The organism is Cellulomonas sp. (assembly GCF_015234515.1).
Taxonomy (GTDB): domain Bacteria; phylum Actinomycetota; class Actinomycetes; order Actinomycetales; family Cellulomonadaceae; genus Cellulomonas.
Window position 1 is genome coordinate 1 of record NZ_JADGMY010000033.1, and the last position, 25,464, is coordinate 25,464.

The following is a 25,464-nucleotide window of genomic DNA, read 5'->3' on the forward strand; positions in this document are numbered from 1 at the left end:
TATGGCATCGACTACTTGGCACACTGTTGAGTTCTCAAGGAACAGACGCGCATCCTCTTCGGCGTTTCCGCTTTCCGCAGGAGGCTTGTTCGTGTTCTAATCTAGCAGGCTTTCTCGGTGTCTCTGACCACCGTGGTGGCCGTTGATCTCTCCGGATCGCCGCCGCATCACTGTACCCGACCCTGTGAGCTTCGGGCTTCACCATGCGGCGCGGATCTTCCGATCCCCGCCGCATGACTCTACCCGACGCTCTGAGCGCCGAGGTTCATCATGCGGGTAGTGCCCTGCTCCGCGGGACCGACCATCGAGCTGGGCTCGGTGTCCGTTCCTCCCTGCTGGGCGGGCTAGAGGAACGTTACGCGACTGCCGCCCGGAGGGCAAACCCGTGGGCGCGTGACGCCGGTCACCGCGCGGGCGGACCCGTGGAGACGCCGGCGGGGCGCATCGAGGCGGTCCCCCGGACGTGCCGAGGGCCCTCCGGGCAGGTGCCGGGAGGGCCCTCGTCGGGAGCGCGTCGTGGTCAGTCCGACCGCGTGCCCGGCTGCGCGTCGACGACCGCGAGCGTCCGCTTGCCACGTCGCAGCACAGCCCACCTGCCGTGCAGCAGGTCCTCTGCCGCGAGCGTCGCGTCCTCGCCGGCGACCCGCACGTTGTTCACCGACGCACCGCCCTCGCCGATGGCGCGACGCGCCGCCGCCTTGCTGGCGACCACACCGGTGGCGGCGAACAGGTCGACCAGGAGGTCCCCGGGCCGGCCGGGTGCGCTCGGCAGCTCCGCGACCGCGGCGCCGAGCGTCGCCTCGTCCAGGGCGTCGAGCGCTCCCCTGCCGAAGAGCGCCTGGCTGGCGGCGACCACCGCGTCCGCGACGTCGGCGCCGTGGACCAGCGCCGTGACGTCGTACGCGAGCGCCCGCTGCGCCTCACGAGCCGCCGGCCGCTCGGCGACCGCCAGCTCGAGCTCGGCGATCTCCTCACGCGTGCGGAACGTGAACACCTTGAGGTACCCGGCGACGTCGGCGTCGTCCGCGTTGAGCCAGAACTGGTAGAACGCGTACGGCGTCGTCATCTCAGGGTCGAGCCACACGGTCCCCGACTCCGTCTTGCCGAACTTCGTGCCGTCCGCCTTGGTGATGAGCGGCGTCGTCAGGGCGTGGACGGCCGTGCCCTCGACCTTGCGGACCAGCTCCACGCCGGAGAGCAGGTTGCCCCACTGGTCGTTGCCACCCGTCTGCAGACGCACGCCGTGCCGGCGGAAGAGCTCGAGGTAGTCCATGCCCTGCAGGATCTGGTAGCTGAACTCGGTGAAGCTGATGCCCTGGTCGCTGTGCAGCCGGCGCGCGACCGTGTCCTTGGCCAGCATCGTGCCGAGGCGGTAGTGCTTGCCCACGTCGCGCAGGAAGTCGATCGCCGACAGCCCGGACGTCCAGTCGAGGTTGTTGACCATGGTCGCGGCGTTGGCGCCGTCGAACCGGAGCAGCGGCGCGATCTGCCCCCGGATCCGCTCGACCCAGCCGGCCACGAGGTCCGGCGAGTTCAAGGTCCGCTCCCCCGTCATCTTGGGGTCGCCGATGAGGCCCGTGGCACCACCGACGAGGGCGAACGGCCGGTGCCCCGCGTCCTGCAGGCGCCGGACCGTCAGGATCTGCACGAGGTTCCCGATGTGCAGGCTCGGCGCGGTGGGGTCGAACCCGCAGTACAACGCGAGCGGACCCGCGGCCAGCTCGGCGCGCAGCGCGTCGAGGTCGGTGTGCTGGGCGAGGAGCCCGCGCCACGCGAGCTCGTCGAGGATGTCGGTCACGGTCGTCTCCAGTTCAGGTGCCGACCCGCCCGGTGGCGGGGTACGGCGGGTGGTCGTCGCAGGCCGCGCGTCCGCGCGGCACGACGCTGGTCGTGCTCGGTTCGGTGTCAGGCCGACGTCGTCGCCCCGGGGGCGTCTGCCGACGTCGGCGACCGATACGCGGGGCGATAGGCGGAGACGGTCCGCTCGCCGGTGAGCCACAGACGCCAGGGGTGCAGCCCGCCGTCACCGCCCGCGCCGGAGACACCGACGCGGGGGCCGGCCGCCACCGGGGGCTGGATCGTGCGCGGGTCCCGCCTGCGGACGAGCACGCGACCATCGAGCTCGGTGAGGTCCGCACCGTTCGCCTCGAGGTCGAGGCCCAGGGCGACGGCGAGGCGCGCCGGGCCACGCGCGAGCTGGCGCACGCTGTCGACGACGCCGGCCCGCTCGCGTCGCGCCCAGGCCAGGTCCGCGCCCTCGACGACCTCACCGGCACGCAGCAGGACGGCAGACGCCCGGCCGGCGACCTCGGTGACGACGTTGACGCAGTGGTGCAGGCCGAGATGGCGGTAGACGTAGAGCCGACCGGGCTCGCCGAACATCGCGGCGTTCCGTCCGGTCCGCCCGCGGTACGCGTGGGACCCCGGGTCGTCCTCGCCGCCGTACGCCTCGACCTCGGTGAGACGCACCGTCACGTCGCCCTCGTCGCTGCGTGTCGTGACGAATGCGCCGAGCAGATCACGCGCGACAGCCAGGGGTGGACGGGCGTACCAGGTGTGCGCGGGCACCGCCGCCAGGCCGGGGACGAGTCCGTCGTCCGACCGGCCCGTCGAGGACGCCGGGGGGTGCACAGGCTCATCATGCCAAACCGGTCCCGGACGGCGCGGGGTCGTCCGCGTCAGACGTCCGCGGGACCACCTCGCCCGCCGCGTCGAGCCACAGGTCGGCGCGCTCCCGCGTGCTCTCACGCGCGAAGTGGGCACGCTCGTCCGCCATCCACGCCTTCCAGTGGACGCGCGCGGCCTCGCCGTCACGGGCGAGCCCGCGCTCGAGCCGCAGCGCGTCGGGCGCCTCGACCCACACCCGCAACGAGGCGACGGCGTCCGCGTCACGGCGTGCGGACCCGCACCCCTCCAGGAGGAGCACGTCCTCGACGGGGACGTCGACCCAGTCGGCGAAGGCGCCGGCGGCCCAGTCGTACCGCTGGAGTCGACCCGCTCGACCGTGCCGCAACGGCTCGAGCACCTGGGCCACCACGCGGGGCCACAGCGTGCCCTCGAGCCCGTGCCAGCCGTCGTAGAGGTCGTCGAGGTGCACGACCGCGACGCCGGCACCGCGACGGATCAGGTGCTCCCGCACGCGTTCTGCGGTCGTCGTCTTGCCCGAGCCCGCAGGCCCGTCGATGCAGACCAGCCGTACCGGTCCCAGGCGAGACGGCTCACGCAGCGCACGCTCCGCCACGGCTTCCGCGCCGGGCGCACCGCCCGACGAGGGCACGACGGACCTCACTGCGCCGACCGGGCGCGCTGCACCTGCGCCCACGCCACCCACCGCTCGAGGTCGGCCCGGCACGTGACGTCGGCGACCGCGAGCGCCGTCACCGACCAGCCCGTACCCATCGCACCATCCCGCGCCTCCCGCACCGGGGCAAGGCTCCGTCAGGCGCGCCCGGCCCGCAGGCGCGCGCTGCGGTCCCGTGCGGCGACGAGCTGCTCCGCCACCCGTACCGGCGCGGTGCCACCCACCGCGTCGCGCGACGCGAGCGAGCCCTCGACCGACAGCACCGTCCGCACGTCGGGCGTCAGGTGCTCGCTGATCGTGGCGAGGTCGGCGTCCGACAGGTCCCAGAGCTCGATGCCGCGCTCCTCGCACGTCCGTACGCACGTGCCGGCGACCTCGTGCGCGACACGGAACGGGACGCCCTGGCGGACGAGCCACTCGGCGATGTCGGTCGCCAGGGAGAAGCCCTGCGGCGCGAGCGCCGCCATGCGGTCGGTGTCGAACGTGAGCGTCGCGACCATGCCGGCGAACGCCGGCAGCAGGACGGTCAGCTGGTCCACCTGGTCGAAGACCGGCTCCTTGTCCTCCTGCAGGTCACGGTTGTACGCGAGCGGCAGGCCCTTGAGCGTGGTCAGCAGACCCGTGAGGTCCCCGATGAGCCGCCCGGCCTTGCCGCGCGCGAGCTCGGCGACGTCGGGGTTCTTCTTCTGCGGCATGATGCTCGACCCGGTCGAGTACGCGTCGTGCAGACGCACGAACCCGAACTCCTTGGTCGCCCACAGGATGATGTCCTCCGCCAGACGCGACAGGTCGACGGCGGTCATCGCGGCGACGAACGCGAACTCCGCGACGACGTCGCGCGACGCGGTGCCGTCGATCGAGTTCTCGACGGGGCCCGCGAAGCCGAGCTCGGCCGCCACCGCCGCCGGGTCCAGACCCAGCGACGAGCCCGCCAGCGCACCCGAGCCGTACGGCGAACGCGCCGCGCGCGCGTCCCAGTCGGCCCAGCGCTCGACGTCGCGCAGCAGCGGCCACGCGTGGGCGAGCAGGTGGTGCGCGAGCAGGACGGGCTGCGCGTGCTGCAGGTGCGTCCGGCCCGGCATGGGTGCGTCACCGGCGACCTCGGCCTGGGCCACGAGCGCGTCGACGACGTCGAGCACCAGGGCCGACAGCACGCGCGACTGGCGGCGCAGGTACAGGCGCACGAGCGTCGCGATCTGGTCGTTGCGCGACCGCCCGGCCCGCAGCTTGCCGCCCAGGTCGGTCCCGGCCCGCTCGATGAGCCCGCGCTCGAGCGCGGTGTGCACGTCCTCGTCGTCCGGCAGGGGCGCGAACGCCCCCGACGCGACGTCGGCGCGCAGCCGCTCGAGCGCGTCGACCATGCCGGCGACCTCGTCGTCCGACAGCAGCCCGGCCGCGTGCAGCACGTGGGCGTGCGCGACCGAGCCGGTGATGTCGTCGTCAGCGAGGCGCCAGTCGAACTGCGTCGAGCGCGAGAGGTCGGCGAGGGCCGCCGCGGGGCCGGACGCGAAGCGTCCGCCCCACAGCGCGAGCGGGCCGGGCTGGTCGGTCACGCGTCGATGCCTCCCTGCGTCCCCAGGTCGGGGGCGTTGCCGAACTTGACGTCACGCGCGGCGGCGAGCTTGGAGCTCAGGCCGTAGATCTCGATGAAGCCGCGCGCCGCCGACTGGTCGAACGTGTCGCCGGAGTCGTACGTCGCGAGGTTGAAGTCGTACAGGCTCGAGTCGGAGCGGCGACCGGTGACCGTCGCACGGCCGCCGTGCAGCACCATGCGGACGTCGCCGGAGACGTAGCGCTGCGTGTCGTCGACGAAGATGTCGAGCGACTTCTTCAGCGGCGAGAACCACTGGCCGTCGTAGACCAGCTCGGACCAGCGCTGCTCCACGCCGCGCTTGAACCGCGCCTGCTCGCGCTCGACCGTGACGTTCTCGAGCTCCTGGTGCGCGGCGATGAGCGCGATGGCGCCGGGCGCCTCGTAGACCTCGCGGGACTTGATGCCGACCAGGCGGTCCTCGACGATGTCGATCCGGCCGACGCCCTGGGCGCCGGCGCGGCGGTTCATCTCCTGGATCGCCTGCAGCGGCGTCACGGGCACACCGTCGAGCGCGACCGGGATGCCGGGCTCGAACGTGATGACGACCTCGTCGGCGACCGGCGGGAACGTCGGGTCGTCGGTGTAGGTGTAGACGTCCTTGGTGGGGCCGTTCCAGATGTCCTCGAGGAAGCCCGTCTCCACCGCGCGGCCCCACACGTTCTGGTCGATCGAGAACGGGTTGTGCTTGGTGGTCGCGATCGGCAGCTTGTGCTTCTCGGCGTACTCGATCGCCTTGTCGCGCGTCAGGGCGAGGTCCCGGACCGGTGCGAGGCACTTCAGGTCGGGCGCGAGGGAGGTGATGCCGACCTCGAACCGGACCTGGTCGTTGCCCTTGCCGGTGCAGCCGTGCGCGACCGTGGTGGCGCCGAACTGCCGGGCCGCGCGCACCAGGTGCTTGACGATGACCGGGCGCGAGAGCGCCGAGACGAGCGGGTACCGGTCGAGGTACATGCCGTTCGCCTTGAGCGCCGGCATGCAGTACTCGGTCGCGAACTCGTCACGCGCGTCGGCGACGTAGGCCTCGACCGCGCCGCAGTCGAGCGCGCGGCGACGGATGACCTCGAGGTCCTCACCGCCCTGGCCGACGTCGACGGCGACGGCGATCACCTCGGCACCGGTGGCCTCGGCGACCCAGCCGATCCCCACCGAGGTGTCGAGGCCGCCGGAGTACGCGAGGACGACGCGTTCGGTCATGTCAGTTTTCTCCTTCTCGAGGTCCGCTTGCATGAACATACATGGTCATGCGGACCTATGCATAACCCGCTCAGCCCTCGGCGGCCAGCGTCAGGAAGCGGGCGGCGAGCGCCTCGCCACCGGCCGGATCGCGCGAGATGACGAGCACCGTGTCGTCCCCCGCGATGGTGCCGAGGACCGAGGGCATCACGGAGTGGTCGATCGCCGACGCCAGGAACTGCGCGGCCCCCGGTGGCGTGCGCAGCACGACCAGGTTGCCCGACGCCTCCGCGCTGACCAGCAGCTCCGCGCACAGGCGCGCGAGGCGTGCCGCGAGGTGCTCGGCGTCCGACCGCGTCGGCGTGCGGTCACCGCCCTCCGCGGGCACCGCGTAGGCCAGAGCACCGGTGGCCGTGCGGATCCGCACCGCGCGCAGCTCCACGAGGTCCCGGCTGAGCGTGGCCTGCGTGACGGTGACGCCCTCCTCCGCGAGGAGGGCAGCGAGCTCGCCCTGGGAGTGCACGGTGCCCCGCTGCAGGAGCGACACGATGAGCGCGTGGCGCGCCGCCTTCGTGGCGGCCACGGTGGGCGTGCTCACACCCCCTCCAGGAGGAAGGTCAGGACCGCCTTCTGCGCGTGCAGCCGGTTCTCGGCCTCGTCCCACACCACCGACTGCGGACCGTCGAGGACCTCGGCGGTGATCTCCTTGCCGCGGTACGCGGGCAGGCAGTGCAGCACCAGCGCGTCGGGCTGTGCGCGGGCCAGGGTGGGCGCGTCGAGCCGGAACGCCTCGAAGCGACGCTCCCGCTCGGCGACCTCGTCCTCCTGCCCCATGGACGTCCACGTGTCGGTGGCGACCACGTCGGCACCGGTGACGGCCTCGGCGACGTCGTGCACGACCGTCACCGAGCCACCCGTCCGCGCGGCGATCTCGGACGCCCGGGCGACCACCGCGGCGTCGGGCAGCGCGTCCGTGGGCGTCCCGACGCGGACGTGCAGGCCCGCCGTGGCACCGCCGAGGAGGTAGGAGTGCGCCATGTTGTTCGCGCCGTCACCGACGTACGCGAGCGTCGTGCCGGCGAGCGACGCGACGCCGCCGCGGTGCTGGGCGATCGTGGTGAGGTCGGCCAGGACCTGGCACGGGTGGAACTCGTCGGTCAGCGCGTTGACGACCGGCACACCGGCCACCGACGCCATCTCCTCGATGCGCTGCTGCCCGTGCGTCCGCCACACGATCGCGGCGACCTGCCGCCCGAGCACCCGCCCGGTGTCGGCGATCGACTCGCGCACACCGATGCGCGCGAGCGACCCCTCGACCAGCAGCGGGAAGCCACCGAGCTCGGCGATGCCCGTCACGAAGCTGACCTGCGTGCGCAGCGTGGGCTTGTCGAAGATCACCGCGACCGCGCGGGGTCCCGCGAGCGGCGTGCGCAGGAACCGGTCGGCACGGAGCGCGAGCGCGAGCTCGAGGACCTCGCCCTGCTCGTCGGGCGTCAGGTCGTCGTCACGCAGGAAGTGGCGGGTCACACGATCTCCTCGGGGGCGAGGTCGGCCGGCAGCGCGGCCACCAGGTCGACGAACGGCTGCACCTGCTCGTCCGTCAGGACGAACGGGGGTGCCAGGCGCAGGGTCGTGGGCGTGCACGGGTTCACCACGATCCCGGCCTCGAGGGCGTCCGCCGCGACCTTCGCCGCCACGGGCTGCGTGAGCTCGACGGCGATGAGCAGGCCCTCGCCGCGCACGTCGCGCACCAGGGGGTGGCCGGTCGTACGCAGGCGGTCGCGCAGCCGCTCACCGAGCGCCGTGACGTGCTCGAGCAGCCCGTCGCGCTCGATCACGCCGATCGTCGCGAGCGCCGCCGCCGACGCGACCGGGTTGCCGCCGAACGTCGTGCCGTGCTGGCCGCGGCCCAGCAGGGACGCGACGGCGGTGCCGTACGCGATCAACCCGCCCACGGGAAACCCCCCGCCGAGGCCCTTGGCGACCGTCACGACGTCGGGGCGGACACCACCACCGATGTGCGGGTGCTGGTGCGCGAACCAGCGCCCGGTGCGCCCCATGCCGCTCTGCACCTCGTCGAGGACGAGGAGAGCACCGTGCGCGGTCGTCAGCTCACGGGCGAGCGCGAGGTAGCCGGGGGGCAGGGTGCGCACGCCGGCCTCGCCCTGGACCGGCTCGACGAACAGCGCGGCCACCTGCTCACCACCCGCGGCGAACGCGGCACGCAGCGCGTCGGTGTCCCCGAAGGGCAGGAACTCGACGCCCGGCGGCAGCGGCTCGAAGGGCGCGCGGTACGCCTCCTTGTGCGTGAGGGACAGCGCACCCATCGAACGGCCGTGGAACGCGCCCTCGAGCGCGAGGACCCGGGGTCGCGCCCCGGCGGAGTGCCGGCGCGTGAGCTTGAGCGCGGCCTCGTTGGCCTCGGTGCCGGAGCTCGTGAGGAAGACGCGGGAGCCCTCGGGTGCCTCGGCGAGCGCCAGCAGCCGTTCGGCGAGCGCCACCTGGGCCGGGCTGGTGAAGAAGTTCGAGATGTGCCCGAGCGTGCCGAGCTGCGCGCTGATCGCGGCGGTGAGGGTCGGGTGGGCGTGCCCCAGGGAGTTGACGGCGATGCCGCCGAGCAGGTCGAGGTACCGCTTGCCGTCGGCGTCCCACACGTAGGGGCCCTCGCCCCGCACGAGCACGCGCTGCGGCGGGCCGAACGTGTCCATGACCGCGTGCGTGTACCGCTCGGTCCACTCGGCGACCGAACCGGCGGCCGCCGGGATCGGCAGAGCCTCCTCGGCGCCCGCGGCACGGTGCCGGCCAGGGCTCGACGTGCTCACGGCCGCGTCGGGTGTCGTGCTCACGGGGTGGCCTCCTGGTGGTCCTCGCTCGCCAGGCGCACGGCGCGCACGGGCACGGTCGACGGGTGGCCGTCGGGGTCGGCGTCGGGCAGCACCATCGTGCCGACGCCCTCGGACGTGAAGACCTCGACCAGGATCGAGTGCGTCGCGCGGCCGTCGATGACGTGCGCACGCGGCACACCGCCCTCGACGGCACGCCAGCACGCCTCCATCTTGGGCCGCATGCCCGCGTCCAGCCGCGGCAGGAGCTCGGCCAGCGCGGACGCCCTGATCCGCCGGACCAGCGACGCGCGGTCGGGCCAGTCGGTGTAGAGGCCCTCCACGTCGGTGAGGATGATCAGCTTGCGTGCACCGAGCGCGACGGCGAGCGCCGCCGCGGCCGTGTCGGCGTTGACGTTGAGCACCTGCGTCGGGTCGTCGATGTCGGGCGCCACGGTCGACACGACGGGGATCCGGCCGGCGTCCAGCAGGTCGAGCACCGCGCCGGGGTTGACCTGCACAACGTCCCCCACGAGGCCGACGTCCACCTCCCGCCCGTCGACCACGGCCGTCCGCCGGCGCGCCTGGAACAGCCCGGCGTCCTCACCGGAGAGCCCGACGGCGTGCGGTGCGTGCGCGTTGAGGAGTCCGACGAGCTCGCGCGACACCTGACCCGTCAGGACCATCCGGACGACGTCCATCGCCTCGGGCGTCGTCACCCGCAGCCCGCCGCGGAACTCGCTCGTGATGTCCAGCCGGTCGAGCATCGCGTTGATCTGCGGCCCTCCCCCGTGCACGACCACGGGCCGCAGCCCGACCTGCCGCAGGAAGACCATGTCCTCGGCGAAGGCGCGCTTGAGGGCGTCGTCGATCATCGCGTTGCCGCCGTACTTCACCACCACGAGCGCACCCGCGAACTGCTGCAGCCAGGGCAGCGCCTCGACGAGGACCTCGGCCTTCTGGTCGGGCCGCAGGTCGGTGCGGGTGTCGAAGACGAAGTCGTCGGGCACGTCGGTAGGGGTCACGTCGCTTCCGCTCATGTGGAGTACGCGCTGTTCTCGTGGACGTAGTCGTGCGTGAGGTCGTTGGTCCAGACCGTCGCGGACGCGTCACCCGCGTGCAGGTCCACCTCGACGTGCACCTCGCGCGACGCGGCGAGGTCCAGCTGCGCCGGGTCCTCGTGCGCACCGCCCTGCCGACAGATCTGCAGGCCGTTGATCGTGACGTCCAGAGCCGCCGGGTCGAAGGGCGCGACGTCCTCGGGCACGGTCCCGACCTGGGCGATGATGCGGCCCCAGTTCGGGTCGTTGCCGAAGATCGCGGCCTTGAACAGGTTCGACCGCGTGACCGCACGGGCGACGGCCACCGCCGCCGCCTCCGTCGTCGCACCGCGGACGTGCACGGCGACGTCGTGCGACGCTCCCTCGGCGTCGGCCACGAGCTGACGGGCCAGGGACGCGCACACCCGCAGCACCGCGGCGGCGAACACGTCAGCGGTCGGCGCGACCCCGCTGGCACCCGACACCAGCAGCGTGACGGTGTCGGACGTCGACATGCAGCCGTCGGAGTCGACGCGGTCGAACGTCGCGCCCGTGGCCGCCCGCAGCGCCGCGTCCGCGGCGGCGGCGTCGACCACGGCGTCGGTGGTGATCACCGACAGCATCGTGGCCATGGCGGGCGCGAGCATGCCCGCGCCCTTCGCCATGCCTCCGACGACGAACGTGCCGTCCGGCGTCTCGACCCGGACGTGGGCGGTCTTCGCGACGCTGTCCGTCGTCATGATCGCGGCGGCGGAGTCGAGCCCGGCGCCCGCGTCGAGCGCGGCGACGAGAGGGCCGATGCCGGCGAACAGCTTGTCACTGGCCAGCGGCACGCCGATGAGGCCGGTGGAGCACACGACGACGTCACCGGCGGAGACCCCGAGCTCCGCGGCCACCTTCTCGGCGGTCGCGTGCGTGTCCGCGAAACCGAGCGGGCCGGTGGCGACGTTCGCACCGCCCGAGTTGAGCACGACGGCTGCCACCACCCCGTCGGAGACGGCCTGACGCGACCAGGTCACGGGCGCACCGACCACGCGGTTCGTCGTGAACACCGCGGCACCGACCTGCAGCGGGCCGTCGTTCACGACGAGCGCGAGGTCGGGCTTGCCGGACGCCTTGAGGCCCGCGGTGACGCCCGCGGCACGGAAGCCCGCGGCCGCGGTCACGCCCGGTGACGTCCCGGGCGAGGTCCCGTCGAGCGCGGGTCCGAGGTGGTCGGTCACGGGGCGACTCCGTTCCGCGGCAGGCCGAGGGTCTCCGGCAGCCCGAGCGCGAGGTTGAGGGACTGGACGGCACCGCCGGCGGTGCCCTTGACGAGGTTGTCGATGGCCGTGACGGTCACGACACGGCCGGCCCGGGCGTCGTACGCCACCTGGACGAGCGCGGTGTTCGCGCCGGTCACCGACGCGGTCGTCGGCCACTGGCCGGCGGGCAGGACGTGCACGAACGGCTCGTCGGCGTACGCCGCGCGCCAGACCTCGCGCAGTGCGTCGTCGTCGATCGTGACGTCGGGCGCGAGGCGGGCCGTGGCGGTCGCGAGGATGCCGCGCGCCATGGGGACCAGCACGGGCGTGAACGACGTGCGGACGTCGGACGCCCCCGCGCTGCGCAGGTTCTGCGCGAGCTCCGGGATGTGCCGGTGGGTGCCGCCCACCGCGTAGGGCACAGCGGCGCCGAGCCCCTCGGAGGCGAGCAGGTGCCCCTTGAGCGACTTGCCGGCGCCGGAGTACCCGACGGCGAGCACGGCGACGAGGTCCGTCGCGTCGAGCAGCCCGGCCGCGACACCGGGCTGCAGCCCGAGCGTCACGGCGGTGACGTTGCACCCGGGGACGGCGATGCGTCGCGCACCGGCCAGCCGCTCGCGCTGCCGTCCCACCGCGTCCGCCACGACGAGCTCCGGCAGCCCGTACGTCCACGTGCCCGCGTGCGGGCTGCCGTAGTACGCCTCCCAGTCGGTCGCGTCGACGAGCCGGTGGTCGGCGCCGAGGTCGAGGACGACGGGGTCCTCCCCCAGCGCCTCGAGCTCGGCCGCGACCTGGCCGCTGGCACCGTGCGGGAGCGCGAGGACCACCACGTCGTGGCCCGCGAGCGCCTGCGCGGTCGTGGGCTCCAGGACGCGGTCGGCGAGGTCGCGCAGGTGCGGGTGGTGCACGCCGAGCGGCGTGCCCGCGTTGGAGTGCGCCGTGAGCGTGCCGATGCGGGCTTCCGGGTGGTCGAGCAGCAGCCGCAGGATCTCCCCGCCGGCGTATCCACTGGCTCCGGCCACCGCCACCGTGAACGTCATGTGCATGAACATACAGTCGAGTGCAGACAAATACCAAGGAGAAACGGGAACAGCACCGCCCGGCGGCAGGGTTGCGGCAGACATGCGTGCCGTCATCGCGACCCGGGCCGGTGGCCCCGAGGTCCTGCAGGTCACCGACGTCCCCGACCCCGAGCCGCAGGCCGACGAGGTGCTCGTGCGCGTCGCGGCGGCGGGCGTCAACTTCATCGACACCTACCGACGCGGCGGTGTCTACCGTATGCCGTTCCCGCACGTGGTGGGATCCGAGGGCGCGGGCGAGGTCGTCGCGGTCGGGTCGGACGTGACGACGTTCGCCTCCGGTGACCGCGTCGCGTGGGCGTCGGCACCCGGCTCCTACGCCGAGCTCGTCACGGTGAAGGAGACGGACGCGCTGCCCGTCCCGGCAGGCGTGGCCGACGCGACCGCCGCCGCCCTGCCGATGCAGGGCATGACGGCGCACTACCTCGTCGCCTCGACGTTCCCCGTCGCCGCCGGGCACGACGTGCTCCTGCACGCGGGCGCGGGCGGCGTCGGCCTGCTCGTCACCCAGCTCGCGACAGCCCGGGGGGCGCGCGTGATCGCGACCGTGGGCTCGCCCGAGAAGGAGCAGCTCGCCCGCGCGGCCGGCGCCACCGACGTCATCCGCTACCGCGAGCTGTCCGACCTCGCCACCGAGCTGCCCGCCCTCGTGCGGGAGCTCACCGGCGGGCGCGGCGTCGACGTCGTCTACGACGGGGTCGGCAAGGACACGTTCGACGCGTCGCTGGCCTCGCTCGCCCGGCGCGGGACCCTCGTGCTGTTCGGCGCGTCGTCCGGGCAGGTGCCGCCGGTCGACCTGCAGCGCCTCAACGCCGAGGGCTCCCTGTACGTGACACGCCCCACCCTCGGCGACTACACCGCCACGCGCGACGAGCTGCTGTGGCGGGCGACCGAGCTCTTCGACGCGGCCGCCGCGGGCGCGCTCGACGTCCGCGTCGGCGCCACGTTCCCCCTGGCCGACGCGGCCGACGCCCACCGCGCCCTGGAAGGGCGCGCCACCACCGGAAAGGTCCTGCTGCTCCCGTGAGTCTCGACACCCCCGTCTTCGCCGCCCCGCCCCGCACCGTGACCGTCGAGGTCTGGTCCGACGTCGCGTGCCCCTGGTGCTGGATCGGCAAGCGCCGGTTCGCCTCCGCGCTGCGCGAGTTCGCGCACCGCGACCACGTGGACGTGCACTGGCGGTCCTACCAGCTCTCCCCCGGGACCCCCGCCGGGCCGGGGCGGCCCGAGATCGACGCGCTGGCCGCGATGAAGAACCTGCCCCGCGAGCAGGTCGAGCAGATGTTCGCGCACGTCACCTCCGTGGGCGCCGGCGAGGGCCTGCGCTACGACTTCGCGCAGACGCTCGCCTTCAACACGTTCGACGCCCACCGACTGCTGCACCTCGCCCGGGAGGCCGGGGGCGCAGCGCTCGTCGAGGCCACCATGGAGGCGCTGTTCGCGGCGCACTTCGAGCAGGGCGTCGACCTGGGTGCGGACGGCGCACTCGTCTCGATCGCCGCGCAGGCAGGGTTCGCGACGCACGGCTGGGACGACGCACGTGTCACGGCGGCCCTCGCCGGCGGCGACGCGACCGACGCCGTCCGTGAGGACCTCGCGACCGCCCGCGCGCTCGGCGTCACCGGCGTGCCGTTCTTCGTGGTCGACCGGAAGTACGCCGTGTCCGGGGCCCAGCCGGCCGAGGTGTTCGCGCAGCTGCTCGACGCCGGGTGGCGCGAGGCCAACCCGCTCGCGGCAGCACCGACCGGTGACACCTGCAGCGACGAGGGCTGCTGACCGCTAGCCTCCCGCACATGGGCTTCTTCCGACGACGCGACGCCGACCCCGCGACCGTCCGCCGCCGTCAGGACGAGGCCATCGCGGCGTTCTGGCAGTGGTGGGTGGCGTCGGGGCGCGCCGCGGCGGCGGAGGTCTTCGACGACCGCGCCGACCCGTCCCGGCTGGCGCAGGAGATCGCGCCGCGCCTCGACGCCGTCCACCCCGGGCTGCAGTTCGAGACGGGCGCCGGGCGCGCGTCCCGTCACGTCCTCGTCGTGACGGCCGCAGGCGACCCCGACCTGCGGGAGACCGCGGACCGCTGGCTCGAGGCGGCACCAGCCGCGGACGCGTCGTTCGAGTACGACACGTGGCGTCGGCCGGTCGAGGACCCCGCCGGCATGAGCCTCGACCTCGGTGGCACGCGCCTCGACGTCGGGGACGTCGTCGTCGCGACCACGCCTGCCGGCGACCTGACCGACGTCGTGGCCTGGCACCCGGCGTTCGCGGACCTCCCCGACGAGGCGCGCGGCCAGATCACGTTCCTCCTGCTCGACGCCGTCCTGGGCGAGCGGGTCGTCGAGGAGCACCTCGGCGCCGTCGGCTGGGCGTCGGCAGAGCCTGCCGACGCCAGGCCGCTGGTCGAGCTGCGCGACCTCCTCGGGCCGTCCGCCCCGGCGCCCTGAGGGCCGCACCGCCGCCCGGCACCTCCTGCACCACCGACGCGCGCCGCCGGGACCTGCCGGACGCTCAGCGGCGCGCCGCCAGGAGGACGCCCGTGAGCTCGGTCAGCGACTCGATGCGCACGTCCGCGAGCGCGACCTGCGCACGCGACGCGTGGAGGTAGCCCCACGGGCCGCGGCGCAGGAACGCCGTCCGCATGCCCGCGGCGCGTGCCGGGAGCACGTCGTTGTCGAGCCGGTCGCCGACGTACAGCACGTGCTCCGGCGGGAGCCGGAGCTCGCCGAGGATGCGCGCGAAGAACTCGGGGGCAGGCTTGGCGACGCCCCACCGCGCCGACGACGCGACGAGCTCGAGGTCGACGCCGGCGGCGCGCAGCTGCTCCTCGGCGCCCGTGGGCTGGTTGCCCGCGACCGCGACGACGAACCCTGCCGACCGCAGCGACGTCAGGGTCGGCAACGCGTCCGGGTACAGGTCGTCCGGGCCGATCGTCGGCCGTGACGCCGGCGGCTCGACGCCGAGCACGTCCCAGACGCGCGCGACCGGCTCACCCCGCTCGGCGAGCACGCCCAGGACCCCCATGAGGGCGAACGGCGTCACGCCGACCTCCTGCGCCGCCCGTGTCCACGCGCGGGTCTCGTCGACGAGCGTCTCCCCGACGTCCAGCACGACGGCACGCACGTGCGCGAGGGTCATCGGCTCACCCTGCCACCACGGGCCCTGCCACCACGGGCTCCGCCGCGCGGACCTGGTCGAAGAACGCGACCTCGTGCGCGCACGACGTCAGGTACGCCGCCAGCATGCGCGCCCGCGTCGCGGCACCCACCTCGCGTGCGGCTGCGTCGGCCAGCTCGGTGGCCCGGGCCGCGGCCTGCGCGAAGGCGGGGTCGCCGTAGGTCGCGACCCAGTCGCCGTACGGGTGCCCGGCCAGGTCACCGGCCCGCGCGAGGATCCGTGCGCCGATGTCCGCGTACATGACGTAGCAGGGCAGCACCGCCGCGACCACCTCGGCGTAGGACCCGGTGAGGGCGACGCCGAGCAGGTGGTCGACGTACCCGGTGGTGGTCCGCCCCGCGGGGCCCGCCCACCCGGTGCCGGCGAGCCGCTCCTCGTGCAGGCGCCTCTCCACCTCGAGGCACCGGGCGGCACCCTGCGCCCAGAACACCTGCGCGTCGGCGTCCGGCGCGAGCTGGCTCGCACGGGCCAGGACGCGGGAGTACTGCGCGAGGTAGAGCGCGTCCTGGTGCAGGTACTGCTCGAACCGCTCGACCGGCAGCGTGCCGTCGGCCAGTCCGCGGACGAACGGCAGGTCGTCGCACGCGGCGCGCAGGTCGGCCGCGCGCTCCCACGCGTCGGCGCCGAACGGCCGGGCGCCCAGCGTGGGTGCGTGGTGCAGGTGGTCGACCGGGCCGCGGCCCGACCCCACCACGAGCGCCTCCCCCGCAGCGATCGCTCCCGTGAGCCACCGCTTGGCCTCGCGCACGGCCGTCACCCAGTCCGGGCGCCGAGGGCGCAGCGCCGCGACGGCCGCCGACAGCGAGCACCCGGTGCCGTGCGTGCTCGTCGTGGCGACGCGCAGGGCGTCGAGCTCGGTCACGGTGCTCGCGTCCACGACCGCGTCGGGGCTCACGTCGCCGTCGAGGTGGCCGCCCTTGAGCAGCACCGTGACCCCCGACGACCGCGCGAGGCGCCGGGCCTGCCGGACCGCGTCGGGCCACGTGGTGGCCCTCGGCTCGCCGAGCAGCACCCCCAGCTCCGGCAGGTTCGGTGTCACGAGGTGGGCGTGCGTCACCAGCCGCCGCACCGCCTCCTCGGCGTCGGTGTCGAGCAGCCGGTCCCCGCTCGTGGCGACCATGACCGGGTCGAGCACGACGACCGGGGGCTGCGTGCGGCCCAGCCACGCGCCGACCTCGTCGGCCACGGCGCGCGTGCCGAGCATGCCGATCTTCACGGCGTCCACGGTGACGTCGTCGCTGACCGCGTCGAGCTGCGCCCGCAGGAACGCGACGTCGGGAACGTGCACGGCGCGCACACCGTGCGTGTTCTGCGCGACGAGCGCGGTGACGACCGCCATGCCGTACGCGCCGTGCGCGGCGAAGGACTTGAGATCGGCGTGGATGCCGGCACCGCCGGTCGGGTCGGTGCCTGCGATCGACAGGACGCGCACGCGGCTGGCGCCGGCGCCCTCGGGGGCCAGGGCAGACGTCGTCATGGACATTCCCTTCGCTCGTACGAACGAGATCAGGTTCGACGGGTGTGATCTCAGCCCTGCTCGGTGCGGGGCACCCCGTGTCTCGTCGCCGACCCTAGACCGTCCGGGTGATCACGCCGAGGGTCGGTCTCGGCACCCGGACACGACGGGGTCGCCCGCACACGTCCGGACATCGCGACCGCACCCCACCGCTACGCTCACGGTGCTGGTCGCCGACGGAGGGGGCAGCGCGGCGGCCCTGCGCACCGATCCCGCGCGCCCCTGCGCCCGAACCTGCGAGGCGAGATGACCACCTCTCCCGACACGACCCGACCCGCACCGCTGACCGACCCGGTCGGCACCGTGGTGCCGTCCGCCGTGCCGACCCACTGGTACAACCTCGCGGCCGACCTGCCCGAGCCCTGCCCGCCGGCGCTGCACCCGGGCACCCGCGAGCCGCTGACGCCGGACGACCTCGCGCCGCTGTTCCCCATGGCGCTCATCGCGCAGGAGGTCTCGACCGAGAGGTGGATCGAGATCCCACAGACGGTCCGCGAGATCTACGCGCTGTGGCGGCCCGCTCCGCTGCTGCGGGCGCGACGCCTCGAGCGCGCGCTGGGGACGCCGGCGAAGATCTACTACAAGTACGAGGGCGGCTCGCCCGCCGGCTCGCACAAGCCGAACACGGCGGTCGCGCAGGCGTACTACAACGCGATCGAGGGCACCACGCGCCTCACGACGGAGACGGGCGCGGGCCAGTGGGGCGCGTCGCTCTCGATGGCCTGCGCGCTGCTGGGCCTGGGGTGCGAGGTGTGGCAGGTGCGCGCGTCCTACGACGGCAAGCCCTACCGGCGCATGCAGATGGAGACGTACGGCGCGACGTGCCACCCGTCCCCCTCGGACCTCACGGCGGCCGGCCGCGCGATGCTCGCCGCGGACCCGCACACCACGGGGTCGCTGGGCATGGCGATCAGCGAGGCGGTCGAGGTCGCGGCGAACGACCCGAAGGCGCACTACGCGCTGGGGTCGGTGCTCAACCACGTGCTCCTGCACCAGAGCGTCATCGGGCAGGAGGCGCTCGCGCAGCTCGACGAGCTGGGCGAGACCGCGGACGTCGTGTTCGGGTGCGCGGGCGGGGGGTCCAACCTTGCCGGGCTGAGCTTCCCGTTCCTCGGACGCAACCTGCGCGACGGGGCCACGACGCGCGTCGTGGCGTGCGAGCCCGCGGCCTGCCCGTCGTTGACCCAGGGCGAGTACCGGTACGACTTCGGTGACGTCGCGGGCCTCACGCCCCTGCTGAAGATGCACACGCTGGGCAAGGACTTCGTACCGCCGCCCATCCACGCGGGTGGGCTGCGGTACCACGGCATGGCGCCGATGGTGTCGCACGCGTACGCGCTGGGGCTCATGGACGCCGTCGCGGTGGACCAGGACGCCGCCTTCGCGGCCGGCATCGAGTTCGCGCGTGCCGAGGGCATCATCCCGGCGCCGGAGTCGACGCACGCCCTTGCCGGCGCCCTGGCGTACGCGCGGGCGGCGACGACGGACGAGACGATCCTCGTCGGCCTGTCCGGCAACGGCGTGCTCGACCTGCCCGCGTACCACGACTACGTCTGACAGGACGGGGGGCGGGTACCGGCCGACGCCGGACCCGCCCCTCAGCCGCGGGTGACGCCCTCCCTCAGTACAGCGAGGTCCTCATCCGTGAAGAGCGAGCTCGGCAGCACGACGAACGCCCTCGAGCCGCGCAGCCGCAGCACCGCGGCGGAGCCGCGCACGCGCAGCTCCCGGTAGGCGGTCAGCGACGTCTGCGACGAGCCGAGCACGCCGCTCGTGCAGAGCGCGTCCGGCTCCACCCGTGCCTCGACGGTCGCCCCGGGGGCGAACGCGACGGAGAGCGCGCGGCGAACGGAACGCCGGGTCCCCAGGATCGTCGCGAGCGCGACCGCCGGGACCGCGACGCACACCACGACGGCGCCGAAGGCGTCCGTCGGGCGCGTCGCGACCACGATCGCAAGCCCCAGCGCACCCCAGAGCGCCAACGTCTGCCAGGTGCGCAGCAGGAGCGTCGCCACGTCGCGGGTCATGTCGCGCACGAGCTGTGGTGTCACCGTGATCGCCCGCGTGCCGTCCTCGGTCATGGCGCTCATGGTGGCAGCGCGTCGGCCACCGGGTGACCGGAACGTGGGCACGATCTTAACCCGACCATCATCGTCTGCTTATCTCTCCCGGGACACGTCACCGCGCACCCCGGGAGCCCGCATGAGCTCGCACTTCCTCTGGTACATCCCCAACACCGTCGAGCCGGGCCACCGCGGTGACGAGACGACCGACGGCTGGGGCTCCCTCGACCTGTCGACCGACCTCGCGCTCGCCGCGGAGGCCCACGGCTGGGAGGGTGCGCTCATCGGTACCGGCTGGGGCCGTCCCGACACGTTCACGGTGGCCACCGCGCTGGCGGCACGCACGACGACCTTCCAGCCGCTCGTCGCGATCCGGCCCGGGTACTGGCAGCCCGCGCACTTCGCGAGCGCCGCCGCGACGCTGGACCGGCTGTCGGAGGGCCGGCTGCTGGTGAACATCGTCAGCGGGCACGACGGGGTCGCGCAGTACGGCGACACCGCGGGCGACCAGGCGCAGCGGTACGGACGCACGCAGGAGTTCCTCGCCCTCGTCCGGCGCCTGTGGACGCAGGAGCACGTGACCTTCCACGGCGAGCACTACCGCGTCGACGACTCCACCCTCGCCCCACGCCCGGTCGCCACGGACGACCGGGCGCACCCCCGGCTGTACTTCGGCGGCGCATCACCCGCCGCCGAGCGCGTCGCCGCCGCCGAGGCCGACGTCCAGCTGTTCTGGGGGGAGCCGCTCGACGGTGTCGCGGAACGCATCGCGCGGTTGCGCACCCTGAGCGAGGACGTCGAGCGCCGGCACGCGCCCCTGGAGTTCGGTCTGCGCATCACGACGGTCGTGCGCGACACGGCCGACGAGGCGTGGCACGACGCCGAGGCGAAGGTCGCGCGCATGGCCCGGGACGCCGGCACGCGACCCGACCCGCTGCGGCGTCGCGCGGTCGGGCAGCAGCGGCTCCTCGACCTGGCCGCACGCGGTGACGTCCTGGACACCTGCCTGTACACCGCACCGGGCCGGTACGGCGGCGGCGGTGCCGGGACGACCTGGCTCGTCGGGTCGGCCGAGGACGTCGCCGACGCGCTGCGCCGCTACCGCGACCTGGGCGTCACGCACTTCGTGCTCTCCGACACCCCGTACCTGCAGGAGACGGCGCGCGTGGGCGACCGCCTGCTGGGGCTGCTGCGCGAGCCCGCCCCGGCCTGAGCGCCCCTGGCGTGACGCGGGCCCGGCCGGATCGCTCCGGCCGGGCCCGCGTCGGCCGCGTCAGCCGCGCACCGAGACCGTCCGGCTCACGCTGCCCGCGACCTCGTCCGGCGCGTCCGGGACGAAGACCGCCGTCAGCCGGTGCGTCCCGGACCCGATGGTCCGCGGCACGGTCCCGATCGCGACGCCCAGGACGACGTCCGCACGGGCGACCACGCGGTCACCCTCGCGCAGCTCCACCCGCCCCTGCGGGAGACGTGCGGTGTCGAGCCCGACGGTCGCCACCCAGACCGACGGGAGCAGCCGCGGCAGCGGCGACTGCAGGACGTCCAGCGACGTGCTGCTCGTCGCCCGCGTCACCGTGACGGTGACCGGCGCGGACTGCGAACCGGCGACCGCGTCGGTCCCGGCGTACCTCGCGACGACCTCGTACGAGCCGACGGGCGTGTCCCCCGGCAGCGTCAGCACCGCGCGGCCGTCACGGAGCGTCGACGTGCCCAGCACCTCCTCGCCGGCGACGAACTGCACGCTGCCCGTGACCGGCGCCTCCGACTCGACCGACGCGGACAGCCGGACCCGCGTCCCCCGCGTCCCGAAGACCTGCGTCGTGGGCGAGGCGGTCAGCGTCGTCGACGACCCGGTCGACGCCTCCTCGACGGTGAACGGCACCGTCGCAATGGTCCCGCTGGGTGCCGCGACGACCGTCAGGGCGTGGGCACCGGGCGCGAGGCCGGCGGGCACCGTGACGGTGACCTCGGCCGCGGCGTCCGGTCCGTCGCCCTGCACGAGGGGAAAGGTGCCCAGCACGTCGTCACCGAGCCGCACCTCGACCGCCGTGTTCTGCGGTGCGCCCAGGCTCGTGAGGTTGATCCCCCCGACCGTGAACGTCAGCTGCCCGCCCGGCGCCACGGCGTCCGCGAGCGCCGGGACGGCGACGGCCCGCTCCGCGAAGTCCGGCGCGATGCCCGGGTTCGCGTGCAGGTACGCGATCCACGCGTCACGGTCGACGAGGCCCGAGTCGGCCGTCTGCGTCCCCTGCGTGAAGACGCGGAAGTTGTCCCCGCCCTGCGCGAGGAACGAGAACGTGCCGATGCGGTACGGCGCGTCGAGGTCGATGGGCTCGCCGTCGATCGTGACCGACGTGATCCGGTCGCCCATCTCGCGCGAGGCGTCGTACGTGTACGCCACGTTGTCCGAGAGCCCGAGCTGCAGGTACGGCCGGCTCGGGACCTCCCCGTCCTCGTCGGTCTGCCACTGCTGCTCCAGCATGGTCACCACCTGGGCACCCGTGAGCGTGGTCGTCCAGAGGTTGTTGACGAACGGCAGCACGGCGTTCGCCTCGGCGTAGGTGATGGTGCCGTCGGGTGCGTGCAGCAGCTCGGCGCGCATCCCGCCGGGGTTGACGACGCCGATCTGCGCACCACCGCGCTCGGGCGCGGACAGCGAATCGAGCAGCGCGTCGGCCACGAGCGACCCGAGCGTGGACTCGCGGCTGCGGTCGTCGCGGCCGGTCGTCGTGCCCGGTGCGGACCCGACGTACACGCCGTCGACGTACGAGCCGCCGCTGAACGCGGTCGTGACGTCCGCCGTGACGGACCCGACGGGCTGGGATCCCACCTCGTTCGCGAACGCGAGCGCGTCGGCCACGATCGCCGCGACGGCGGCCACCCGCGGGTACGCCGCGACGAGCTCGGCGTCGGGCGTCGTCGTGCGGGGCACGTTCTCCGCGAGAGCTGCCGTGACCGCGTCGGTCGCCGGGTCGTACGTCAGCACGACCTTGCCGAGGAACTCGCCGTACGAGCCGGTCTGCACGACCGGACGCGTGGCTCCGCCGTCCCCGACGGGCCCGTACCAGGCGTACTGCTTGTGCGTGTGGCCCGTGAACAGCACGTCCACCGCGGCCGACGTCCCGGTGACGATGTCCGCGAACGCGCCGCCCGCGGCGAGCTCCTCCTCCAGGGTCGCGCCGTCGGGCGTGCCCGCGCCCGCGCCGTCGTGGTACTCGGCCACGATCACGTCGGCCTCGCCGTTGGCCTCGTCCCCGTCGGTGAGCGCCGCCGCGACGCGGTTGACGGCCTCGACGGGGTCGCCGAAGTCGAGCGCCGCGATCCCGTCGGGCCGCACGAGCGTGGGCGTCTCCTGCGTGACGGCGCCGATCACGCCGACCGTCACCCCACCCATCTCGAGGAGCGCGTACTCGTCGAGCGCGGGGGTCGTGGTGCCGTCGAGGTACACGTTCGCCCCCAGGTACGGGAACGTCGCGTTCCGCCCGTCCGCGATCACGCGCTCGACCAGGTCGTCGTACCCCGTGTCGAACTCGTGGTTGCCGACGGCGGACGCCGCGAGCCCCAGGGCGTTGAGCACGTCGATCGTCGGCTGGTCGTCCTGCACGGCGGAGGCGAACAACGACGCACCGATGTTGTCCCCCGCCGAGAGGAGCGCCACGGGCCCGTCCGCTGCCGCACGCTGCTGCTCGACCGTCCCCGCGAGCTTCACGGTGTTCGCGTCGATGCGGCCGTGGAAGTCGTTGATGTTGAGGAACGTCAGGTCGACCGGACCGTCGTTCGCGTCACCCGCCGTCAGCCCCACCACGACCGGGTCGTGGTCCGAGGACCGGTACGGGTCCGGCGCCCAGAACGTCGTGCCGTGGTAGCCGAAGCGGCTGTACTCCAGGGCCACCGACTCCGGGGCGTTGATCTCCCAGACGTCCGCGCCGGTGGCACGGGCGGCGGCGACCTCGTTGAGGAGCACGTGGTCCAGCGAGCCCGACAGCCCGCCGAACGAGTAGCTGTACTGGCCCGGTGCGAGCGCCGCGACGGCGTCGACGTAGCCCGCGTCGTACAGCACCTGCAGGGGGTCCTCACGCGTGTACGCGTTGAAGTCACCGACCAGCGCGACCGCCTCGGCGTCGCCCTGCACGTCGCGCACCCAGTCGCGCAGCGCCGTCGCCTGCCGCACGCGCGACTCGTTCGACGCACCCTGGCCGTCGCCCGCGTCCGCGTCGCCCGGCCACGGGCCCGGCGAGCCCTTCGACTTGAAGTGGTTGACGACGACCAGGAACGGCTCCCCGCCGCCGACCGGCGCGAAGACCTGCCCGATCGGCTCGCGGGCGTTCCCGAAGGCCTGGTCGTCGCCGCTCTGGTCGCCCAGCGCGCGCGACGCCCCGACGCGGGTCACGGCGGCGGGCCGGTAGATCAGTGCGTTCGTGATGACGTCCTGCTCGGCCGCGGGCGGCAGCTCGCTCGACGAGGGCACGTAGGCCCACTGCTCGGACCCGGCGTGCGCGTTGAGCGCGTCGACCAGGGTGGCGACCGCCTCGTCCGCGACCCCGTCGACGCGGGCCGAGTTCTCGATCTCCATGAGGCCGACGACGTCGGCGTCGAGCGCGGCGATGGCCGCGACGATCTTGGTCTGCTGCCGCTCGAGGTCCTGCGCGTCCCACGCCCCGCGCTGGTCGCAGCCCTCGCGGACCGTCACGGGCTCGCCCGTGGGGTCCTGGTAAGCGACGCACGACGCGGTGGTGTCACCGAGCGTGGTGAAGTAGTTGAGGACGTTGAACGAGGCGACGGACAGGTCGCCACCGACGGCGTCCGGTGCCGCGGGCCGGTCGTCCTCGAACGTGACCGGCGCGGGCCCGCCCGCGACGACGGGCGCCGTGGGGTTCAGCTTCCAGGTGCTGTTGCGGTAGTCGACGACCAGGGGGTCGGTGACCTGCACGGCGGCACCGACGCGCACCGGGTTCTGCAGGGAGACGTACGGCGGCGTCAGGCCGCCGTTGCCGCTCCCCAGGAAGTTGGTCGACGCGCCGTCGTCCAGGACGACGCCGCGGGCGGCGTTGTCGGCCGCGGCCGCGGCGGCCTCCGGCGAGCCCGGACGTCCGACCTCGGTCGGCTGCAGCAGCGGCGTCGTCCCCGTCGCCAGGCCCACCTCGCCGTACTGGTTCGTGCTGTAGGTGTTCGTGACCGTCAGGTCGCCGGTCGGCAGCAGGAGCATCGACTCGAGCGCCTCGCGGGCCGCCGCAGCGGCCGGCCACGCACCGGTGACGGGCGTCGGTGCGTCCGCGGCGGGCAGCACCTCGACGTGCTGGGCCGCAGCGACCGTGACCTGCGTCAGGCCGTTGAACTCCGCGACCTGCCCGGTGACGCGCAGGTGCTGACCCACCGCGACCTGCCCCACCGTCGCGGGCGAGTACACGAAGACGGCGTCCGACGCGATGCGCGACGCGGTGTCACCGCCTCCGGTGCCCGGGGTCTGCAGGACGTAGCCGTTCAGGCCGCCCGTCGGGTACGCCGCCGTGACGATCCCGGACGTGGTGACCGTGAGGCCGATCAGCGGCGACGCGTCACCCGCGCCCTGGACGTCGGCGATCGTCGCCGTCTGCGGGTCGCCGGGCTCCTGCGGGTCCGTCCCCGCGGGCGTCGGCGTGGGCACGCCGGCCGTGAAGTCGGCCGCGTTGTCGGCGGTGTGCGTGTGCGCGGCGTCGCGCGCGACGGACGTCGCGTTCGTCGTCGCGGGAGCCGGGCCCGTGCCCGCCCACGACGACGCGTTGGGCCCCCATCCCACGAGGTCGACGACGGCGTCGACGTCCGCGCACCCGGTGCTGCAGGTGAGCGGCGTGACGCCCGCCACCAGCGCGACCTTCCCGTTCGTGCCGCTCATCGGCACGCCGGTGCCCTCGAGGTCGACCGGGACGTCCGGCGCGGCCGTGTTGCTGCCGAACGCCTGCCCGACGACGAACGTCGACCCGGCCGGCACGCTGCCCGACAGCGGCGTCACCTGCCACGAGCCGCCCGCGACCGACGCGTACTGCAGCGAGTAGCCGGCGAGGTCGAGCGTCGCTTCACCCGGGTTGACCAGCTCGACGAAGTCGCGGTCGAACGGTGCGCCGGAGTTGCCTCCCCCGCCGTACACCTCGTCGAGGAGCAGCGGCGCGTCGACGGACACCACCCCGTGGGCCGCACCGGCGGTGGCGACACCGCCGGTCAGGAGCAGGGCGAGCGCCGTGAGCGCTCCGGTGGCCGTTCGTCGTCGTGCGTGCACGGGGGTCCCCTCCGTCAGGCGCGGCGGAGGGGTGCGGACGCCCCGGCGCGCGAGCAGTCGCCCGCCACCTGGACGGACGTCCTCACCATGCGTGGTTCACCCGATACGCCGCAACTACCCGACAGTAACTATCTGGTGAACTCGTCCGACGACGTACCGGTTCGCCCGGTTTCGTCCGGATCGGCTCCGGCGCCCGGGCGCCCCGACA

At 74.0% G+C, this 25,464-nt stretch carries 20 protein-coding genes and 1 riboswitch; of the genes, 5 read left to right on the forward strand and 15 right to left on the reverse strand.

Going from position 1 to position 25,464, the window contains the following annotated elements:
- Nucleotides 1–520 precede the first annotated feature (520 nt).
- From tyrS to argC, 11 genes are all read right to left on the reverse strand, one after another.
- Nucleotides 521–1,798, reverse strand: a complete 1,278-nt coding sequence (gene tyrS, locus IR158_RS17650) for a tyrosine--tRNA ligase (RefSeq protein WP_291815290.1) — start codon at nt 1,796–1,798, stop codon at nt 521–523.
- A gap of 107 nt (nt 1,799–1,905) precedes the next feature.
- Nucleotides 1,906–2,631 carry a DNA-3-methyladenine glycosylase gene (locus tag IR158_RS17655; protein ID WP_291815292.1) on the reverse strand — a complete coding sequence of 242 codons (726 nt, stop codon included), beginning with the start codon at nt 2,629–2,631 and terminating at the stop codon, nt 1,906–1,908.
- 7 nt (nt 2,632–2,638) lie between these two features.
- On the reverse strand, nt 2,639–3,277 hold the full coding sequence (locus IR158_RS17660) for a uridine kinase (RefSeq protein WP_291815294.1): 639 nt from the start codon (nt 3,275–3,277) through the stop codon (nt 2,639–2,641).
- 161 nt (nt 3,278–3,438) lie between these two features.
- Nucleotides 3,439–4,854 carry an argininosuccinate lyase gene (argH, locus tag IR158_RS17665; protein WP_291815299.1) on the reverse strand — a complete coding sequence of 472 codons (1,416 nt, stop codon included), beginning with the start codon at nt 4,852–4,854 and terminating at the stop codon, nt 3,439–3,441.
- Complete coding sequence (locus IR158_RS17670) at nt 4,851–6,089, reverse strand: argininosuccinate synthase (protein ID WP_291815504.1); 1,239 nt, start codon at nt 6,087–6,089, stop codon at nt 4,851–4,853. Before IR158_RS17670 ends, argH begins: the two co-directional genes overlap by 4 nt.
- 70 nt (nt 6,090–6,159) lie before the next feature.
- Entirely contained in the window at nt 6,160–6,666 is a 507-nt protein-coding gene (locus tag IR158_RS17675) for an arginine repressor (RefSeq protein ID WP_291815303.1), read from the reverse strand.
- On the reverse strand, nt 6,663–7,595 hold the full coding sequence (gene argF / locus IR158_RS17680) for an ornithine carbamoyltransferase (RefSeq protein WP_291815305.1): 933 nt from the start codon (nt 7,593–7,595) through the stop codon (nt 6,663–6,665). The genes IR158_RS17675 and argF overlap by 4 nt, the downstream gene beginning before the upstream one ends.
- Nucleotides 7,592–8,839, reverse strand: coding sequence for an acetylornithine transaminase (locus IR158_RS17685; RefSeq protein ID WP_291815506.1), 1,248 nt, complete (start codon nt 8,837–8,839; stop codon nt 7,592–7,594). Before IR158_RS17685 ends, argF begins: the two co-directional genes overlap by 4 nt.
- 71 nt (nt 8,840–8,910) lie before the next feature.
- The gene (gene argB, locus IR158_RS17690; protein WP_291815308.1) at nt 8,911–9,915 is read right to left on the reverse strand and encodes an acetylglutamate kinase; all 1,005 of its coding nucleotides are present in this window, start codon (nt 9,913–9,915) and stop codon (nt 8,911–8,913) included.
- 11 nt (nt 9,916–9,926) lie between these two features.
- The gene (gene argJ, locus IR158_RS17695) at nt 9,927–11,153 is read right to left on the reverse strand and encodes a bifunctional glutamate N-acetyltransferase/amino-acid acetyltransferase ArgJ (protein ID WP_291815310.1); all 1,227 of its coding nucleotides are present in this window, start codon (nt 11,151–11,153) and stop codon (nt 9,927–9,929) included.
- Nucleotides 11,150–12,214 carry an N-acetyl-gamma-glutamyl-phosphate reductase gene (argC, locus tag IR158_RS17700; protein ID WP_291815312.1) on the reverse strand — a complete coding sequence of 355 codons (1,065 nt, stop codon included), beginning with the start codon at nt 12,212–12,214 and terminating at the stop codon, nt 11,150–11,152. The genes argJ and argC overlap by 4 nt, the downstream gene beginning before the upstream one ends.
- Nucleotides 12,215–12,296: 82 nt before the next feature.
- Between argC and IR158_RS17705 the strand changes: the two genes are divergently transcribed.
- Genes IR158_RS17705 through IR158_RS17715 form a run of 3 tightly spaced genes read left to right on the forward strand, consistent with a single transcriptional unit; the run spans nt 12,297 to nt 14,694 of the window.
- Nucleotides 12,297–13,280 carry a quinone oxidoreductase gene (locus IR158_RS17705; protein WP_291815315.1) on the forward strand — a complete coding sequence of 328 codons (984 nt, stop codon included), beginning with the start codon at nt 12,297–12,299 and terminating at the stop codon, nt 13,278–13,280.
- Nucleotides 13,277–14,029, forward strand: a complete 753-nt coding sequence (locus IR158_RS17710) for a DsbA family oxidoreductase (RefSeq protein ID WP_291815316.1) — start codon at nt 13,277–13,279, stop codon at nt 14,027–14,029. The genes IR158_RS17705 and IR158_RS17710 overlap by 4 nt, the downstream gene beginning before the upstream one ends.
- 17 nt (nt 14,030–14,046) lie before the next feature.
- Entirely contained in the window at nt 14,047–14,694 is a 648-nt protein-coding gene (locus IR158_RS17715) for a hypothetical protein (RefSeq protein ID WP_291815320.1), read from the forward strand.
- 64 nt (nt 14,695–14,758) lie between these two features.
- On the opposite strand, the gene IR158_RS17720 is transcribed toward IR158_RS17715, so the two are convergent.
- Together IR158_RS17720 and thiD are read right to left on the reverse strand one after the other, a co-directional pair.
- Nucleotides 14,759–15,385, reverse strand: a complete 627-nt coding sequence (locus tag IR158_RS17720) for an HAD family hydrolase (RefSeq protein WP_291815322.1) — start codon at nt 15,383–15,385, stop codon at nt 14,759–14,761.
- Nucleotides 15,386–15,389: 4 nt separating this feature from the next.
- Nucleotides 15,390–16,901, reverse strand: coding sequence for a bifunctional hydroxymethylpyrimidine kinase/phosphomethylpyrimidine kinase (thiD, locus tag IR158_RS17725; RefSeq protein WP_291815324.1), 1,512 nt, complete (start codon nt 16,899–16,901; stop codon nt 15,390–15,392).
- Nucleotides 16,890–16,989: riboswitch (TPP riboswitch) on the reverse strand. (Overlaps the previous gene by 12 nt.)
- 197 nt (nt 16,990–17,186) lie before the next feature.
- On the opposite strand from thiD, the gene IR158_RS17730 reads away from it, so the two are divergent.
- Nucleotides 17,187–18,497 carry a TrpB-like pyridoxal phosphate-dependent enzyme gene (locus tag IR158_RS17730; protein ID WP_291815327.1) on the forward strand — a complete coding sequence of 437 codons (1,311 nt, stop codon included), beginning with the start codon at nt 17,187–17,189 and terminating at the stop codon, nt 18,495–18,497.
- 41 nt (nt 18,498–18,538) lie between these two features.
- Here IR158_RS17730 and IR158_RS17735 read toward each other — a convergent pair whose 3' ends face one another.
- Nucleotides 18,539–19,030 carry a hypothetical protein gene (locus IR158_RS17735; protein ID WP_291815330.1) on the reverse strand — a complete coding sequence of 164 codons (492 nt, stop codon included), beginning with the start codon at nt 19,028–19,030 and terminating at the stop codon, nt 18,539–18,541.
- Between the two features lie 112 nt (nt 19,031–19,142).
- On the opposite strand from IR158_RS17735, the gene IR158_RS17740 reads away from it, so the two are divergent.
- Nucleotides 19,143–20,216, forward strand: a complete 1,074-nt coding sequence (locus IR158_RS17740) for an LLM class flavin-dependent oxidoreductase (protein ID WP_291815333.1) — start codon at nt 19,143–19,145, stop codon at nt 20,214–20,216.
- 60 nt (nt 20,217–20,276) lie between these two features.
- Here the strand turns inward: IR158_RS17740 and IR158_RS17745 are convergent, their stop codons facing one another.
- On the reverse strand, nt 20,277–25,256 hold the full coding sequence (locus IR158_RS17745; RefSeq protein ID WP_291815336.1) for an ExeM/NucH family extracellular endonuclease: 4,980 nt from the start codon (nt 25,254–25,256) through the stop codon (nt 20,277–20,279).
- Nucleotides 25,257–25,464 lie beyond the last annotated feature (208 nt).

Bases quoted from the DNA above. Each gene is read 5' to 3' on its own strand.
- IR158_RS17670 (WP_291815504.1), bottom strand. From the start codon at position 6,089: ATGACCGAACGCGTCGTCCTCGCGTACTCCGGCGGCCTCGACACCTCG.
- argC (WP_291815312.1), bottom strand. From the start codon at position 12,214: ATGACGTTCACGGTGGCGGTGGCCGGAGCCAGTGGATACGCCGGCGGG.
- IR158_RS17705 (WP_291815315.1), top strand. From the start codon at position 12,297: ATGCGTGCCGTCATCGCGACCCGGGCCGGTGGCCCCGAGGTCCTGCAG.
- IR158_RS17715 (WP_291815320.1), top strand. From the start codon at position 14,047: ATGGGCTTCTTCCGACGACGCGACGCCGACCCCGCGACCGTCCGCCGC.
- IR158_RS17720 (WP_291815322.1), bottom strand. From the start codon at position 15,385: ATGACCCTCGCGCACGTGCGTGCCGTCGTGCTGGACGTCGGGGAGACG.
- thiD (WP_291815324.1), bottom strand. From the start codon at position 16,901: ATGACGACGTCTGCCCTGGCCCCCGAGGGCGCCGGCGCCAGCCGCGTG.
- IR158_RS17730 (WP_291815327.1), top strand. From the start codon at position 17,187: ATGACCACCTCTCCCGACACGACCCGACCCGCACCGCTGACCGACCCG.
- IR158_RS17735 (WP_291815330.1), bottom strand. From the start codon at position 19,030: ATGAGCGCCATGACCGAGGACGGCACGCGGGCGATCACGGTGACACCA.
- IR158_RS17740 (WP_291815333.1), top strand. From the start codon at position 19,143: ATGAGCTCGCACTTCCTCTGGTACATCCCCAACACCGTCGAGCCGGGC.